The following is a 4,170-nucleotide window of genomic DNA, read 5'->3' on the forward strand; positions in this document are numbered from 1 at the left end:
GAATATTTAATCATAAACGGAGTGGTAAAAACCGTCACTGCCGAAACTGCAACAACTATTGGATACAAAAAAGAATTAGTAACTTTTAATGTGACTCCCAATGTGGCAATGATAAACGAGAATTCCCCAATTTGTGACAAACTCATTCCGGTTCTGATAGAATCTTTCAAGGGTTGTCCTGATAATAAGGCGCCAAATGTAGAACTAATGGATTGCCCAAAAATAGTTACTACAGAAAGAATGATTACTGGTACAGTATGTTGATACAATACGTTAGGATCAATTAACATTCCGACAGATACAAAAAATACAGCTCCAAATAAGTCTTTTACGGGTTTTACGAGATGCTCAATGTGTTCGGCTTGAGTGGTTTCGGCAATGATGGATCCCATGATGAAAGCACCAAGTGCAGGCGAAAATCCTACAGTAGCTGCAAAAATTACCATCGTTAAACATAGTGCCAGCGAAAGTATAAGAAGCATTTCGTCTGTGAGTAAATGTTTGGTTTTTTTGAGTACTGTTGGAATAATAAAAATTCCGCCCAAAAACCAAAGCACCAGAAAGAATACCAATTTCAGCACCGACATTACAAGAGCGCTCCCGGAAAACTGATTACTCACCGCAATGGTTGACAATAAAACCATCATTAATATGGCAAGAATATCCTGAACAATCAGCGAACCAATAACGATTCCGGCAAATTTTTGTGTCTTTACACCCAATTCGTCAAAGGATTTCAAAATAATAGTTGTTGACGATATCGATAGGATTACGCCCAGAAAGATACTATCCATCTTTGGCCAACCCAGCCATTGTCCCACACTGTAGCCGATAGCGCACATACTCGCGATTTGAACCCCTGCAGTAATAGATGCAGTGCCGCCAACTTTCATCAGTTTCTTGAAACTAAATTCTAATCCCAGACTGAATAGCAAAAAGATGATTCCAATTTCAGCCCAAACTTCGACGCTTTTAATATCTTTTATCGAAGGAAAAAAATCAAAATGATTTCCGGCCAGAAAACCAGCAATCAAATACCCAAGTACCAATGGCTGTTTGAGTTTTCTAAATATCACAACAGCAATTCCTGCCGTCATTAGAATCAATCCTAAATCGGTAATTAAAGGTTCGAGATGTTGTGTCGTTTCGGCTACTGCACTCATAGGTTCTATTTTTTAGGAGCTAATTAAGAAAAAATAATTTAACGCGTTGGGTGAAATTATTTTTTACCACATAGAGACATAGAATTTATAGTTTTAAAAGAGAGTTAGATAACCGTTTCACTTCTCACATAGACTGACTATGTGGAAAATAGTGCTATTTCTATTCGTTCCTTAATGATTTGCTATTAAATCTATGTTTCTATGTGGTTAATTTTTTTCATTTTTAGAATTTCACCCAACGGGTTAGTTTATTTCCCTCAAAACATTTCGCTACTGCTAGGCTAGATTACTATCGGGAATAATAGTGTTGGATATAAAAATACTAATTTTCAGGTGGGAATTGGTATTAAAATAGCTTTAATTTAACTTGTCCAAATCACTCAAACGGTAAAAAGCCATTTTATGCTGATGGACATAATTGCAGATAAAAATCAAAGTAGCAATGTCTGTTTGGTATTTGGCGGTGATTTTCTCTACAGGTTTGTGACCGTATAGAATCAGTATTTTATGTTTTCGTTTGGCAAATTCCAATAATTTTATAAGATATGGAATACTGAAATTTGGGTAATCAGTGTCTATTCCAATTCCCAATACTAATCGGTTTTTTTCGAAATAACAATATTGAAAAGCTGGATCTAATGCAGCATATGTTGTTCCTCTTATGATTTTAAATTTTTTTAAAAGTGCGGAATCAATTTTAGGATTTCTAAAGCCATACGGATAAGCAAACGAAATAACTTTCAACGAATAAAAGTTCATCAAATCCAGCATCGGATTAATTTCTTTGTTGATGTAGTTGTCAATTCCGTTTTCTGCTACATATTCAGTAGCTTTAAAATGATGATAACCATGCCCGGCAATTTCGTGACCTTCTTTTTGTAATTTTTGGAGTTGAATTATTTCGGAATGGGTTAACGTGTTTATTTTGGAAACACAAAAAGTTGCTTTCCAGGAGTAATGTTTTAAAATTATATCAACATCATACCATTCATCAACGCTTTTGTCATCAAAAGTAATGACTACTCCAGATGTAGGATGTTTGGGGTTAGGTTTTGGGATTGGTTTTTTATCTTCACATGAAAATAAAAAAAAAGTACAAAGCAAAATGAAGGATAAAAGTTTCTCGTTCATAATTGGCTTTGTACTTTTTGAATTATTTTTAATTTATATTCCTATAAAATTGCTTGGAGTAATTTGCAATAATTCGGCTTTAATTTCGTCCGAAACATCTAGCGTTGCTATGAAACCATGAATAGCTTTTTTGTCAATAGCTTCGTTAGTTCTTGTCAAACCTTTCAAGGCTTCATAAGGATTTGGATACGCTTCACGACGTAAAATAGTTTGGATAGCTTCGGCAACAACCGCCCAGTTTTTCTCTAAATCTTCTTCAAATTTTGATTCGTTCAAAAGCAGTTTGTTCAATCCTTTCAAAGTAGCTTCAAAGGAGATAATGGTATGTCCCATTGGAACACCAATATTTCTCAAAACCGTACTGTCAGTCAAATCACGTTGCAGTCTTGAAACTGGTAATTTAGCAGAAAGATGTTCAAAAATAGCATTGGCGATTCCTAAATTTCCTTCAGAATTTTCAAAATCAATTGGGTTCACTTTGTGTGGCATTGCTGATGAACCAATTTCTCCCGCTTTGATTTTTTGTTTGAAATATTCCATCGATACATACGTCCAAATGTCTCTGTCTAAATCGATGATAATCGTATTAATTCTTTTCAAAGCATCAAAAAAAGCTGCAAAATGGTCATAATGCTCAATTTGAGTCGTTGGAAAAGAATGGTGTAATCCTAAATTGTTTTCAACGAATTTTGTACCAAATTGTTTCCAGTCAATTTGTGGATACGCCACATGATGCGCGTTGTAATTTCCGGTTGCACCACCAAATTTAGCCGCAAACGGAATGTTGAATAACAAACGCATTTGCTCTTCCAAACGCTCAACAAATACCGCAATTTCTTTACCCAAACGAGTTGGAGAAGCCGGTTGTCCGTGCGTACGCGCTAACATCGGGATAGCAGCCCATTCCTGACTTAATTCTTTTAATTTAGAAATCAATGAAATCAATGATGGCATATAAACTTGCTCAAACGCATCTTTAGTCGAAAGCGGAATTGCAGTATTATTAATGTCTTGAGAAGTCAATCCAAAGTGGATAAACTCTTTATATTCAGATAAACCTAGTTTTTCAAAAGCATCTTTGATAAAATACTCAACGGCTTTAACATCGTGGTTGGTCACTTTTTCAGTCTCTTTAATCCAAAGAGCATCTTCGGTAGAGAAATTTTTATAAATGTTGCGTAAACTGTCAAAAACATCAGGGTTTACGTTTTTTAATTGTGGCAAAGGAACTTCGCATAAAGCAACGAAATATTCGATTTCAATTAATACGCGGTATTTGATTAATGCTTCCTCGGAGAAAAAAGGAGCCAGAGTTAAAGTTTTATTTCTATAACGACCATCAATTGGTGATATAGCATTCAATTCGTTTAGGTTAGTCATTTTATTTGTAGTTTTTTTGAAAGGCACAAATATAAAGAGAATTTAAAGATTAAGGGGGTACAAATCTTCATTTTTGGTCTAAAAAAGAGTAAATAAGTTTAAAAATTAGTGTAATTTGTAACTTTAAAAAATTAGAAGTGCCAGCGAATATTTATTGATAAAAATAATTTGGGCATGACCGCCAAGAAAAGGCCGTCGGTAACCCTAAGAGTCTTTCAGCAACCGTTGAATGCCTATTCAATTCAAAACAATGACAAAACAAGAAATTACAATTTTTTGGTTTCGACGCGATTTGCGTTTTGAAGATAATGTAGCGTTGTATCATGCTTTACAATTTAATTATCCAGTAATTCCGTTGTTTATTTTCGACGATGATATTCTGACTAATTTGCCAAAAAATGATGCCCGTGTTAGTTTTATACACGAATCTTTGCAAAAAGTAAATGCGCAACTCAAAGCCATTGGAAGTTCACTTTTAATAAAAAAAGGAACAACA

At 34.6% G+C, this 4,170-nt stretch carries 4 protein-coding genes; 1 reads left to right on the plus strand and 3 read right to left on the minus strand.

What is annotated here, in order from left to right; genetic code table 11:
- From VLC96_RS18725 to purB, 3 genes are all read right to left on the minus strand, one after another.
- Positions 1-1,163: cation:proton antiporter (locus VLC96_RS18725; protein WP_325265364.1), on the minus strand; the 1,163-nt coding region annotated here is incomplete at its 3' end.
- 357 nt (positions 1,164-1,520) lie between these two features.
- On the minus strand, positions 1,521-2,294 hold the full coding sequence (locus VLC96_RS18730; protein WP_325265366.1) for a polysaccharide deacetylase family protein: 774 nt from the start codon (positions 2,292-2,294) through the stop codon (positions 1,521-1,523).
- A 33-nt stretch (positions 2,295-2,327) separates the two neighbouring features.
- A complete protein-coding gene (purB, locus tag VLC96_RS18735; protein ID WP_325265368.1) occupies positions 2,328-3,674 on the minus strand; it encodes an adenylosuccinate lyase in 1,347 nt (448 codons plus the stop codon).
- Positions 3,675-3,924: 250 nt separating this feature from the next.
- Here purB and VLC96_RS18740 point away from each other — a divergent pair.
- A partial coding sequence (locus tag VLC96_RS18740; protein WP_325265369.1) for a deoxyribodipyrimidine photo-lyase occupies positions 3,925-4,170 on the plus strand: 246 nt, incomplete at its 3' end.

It is taken from the genome of Flavobacterium sp., from assembly GCF_035456085.1.
GTDB lineage: Bacteria > Bacteroidota > Bacteroidia > Flavobacteriales > Flavobacteriaceae > Flavobacterium.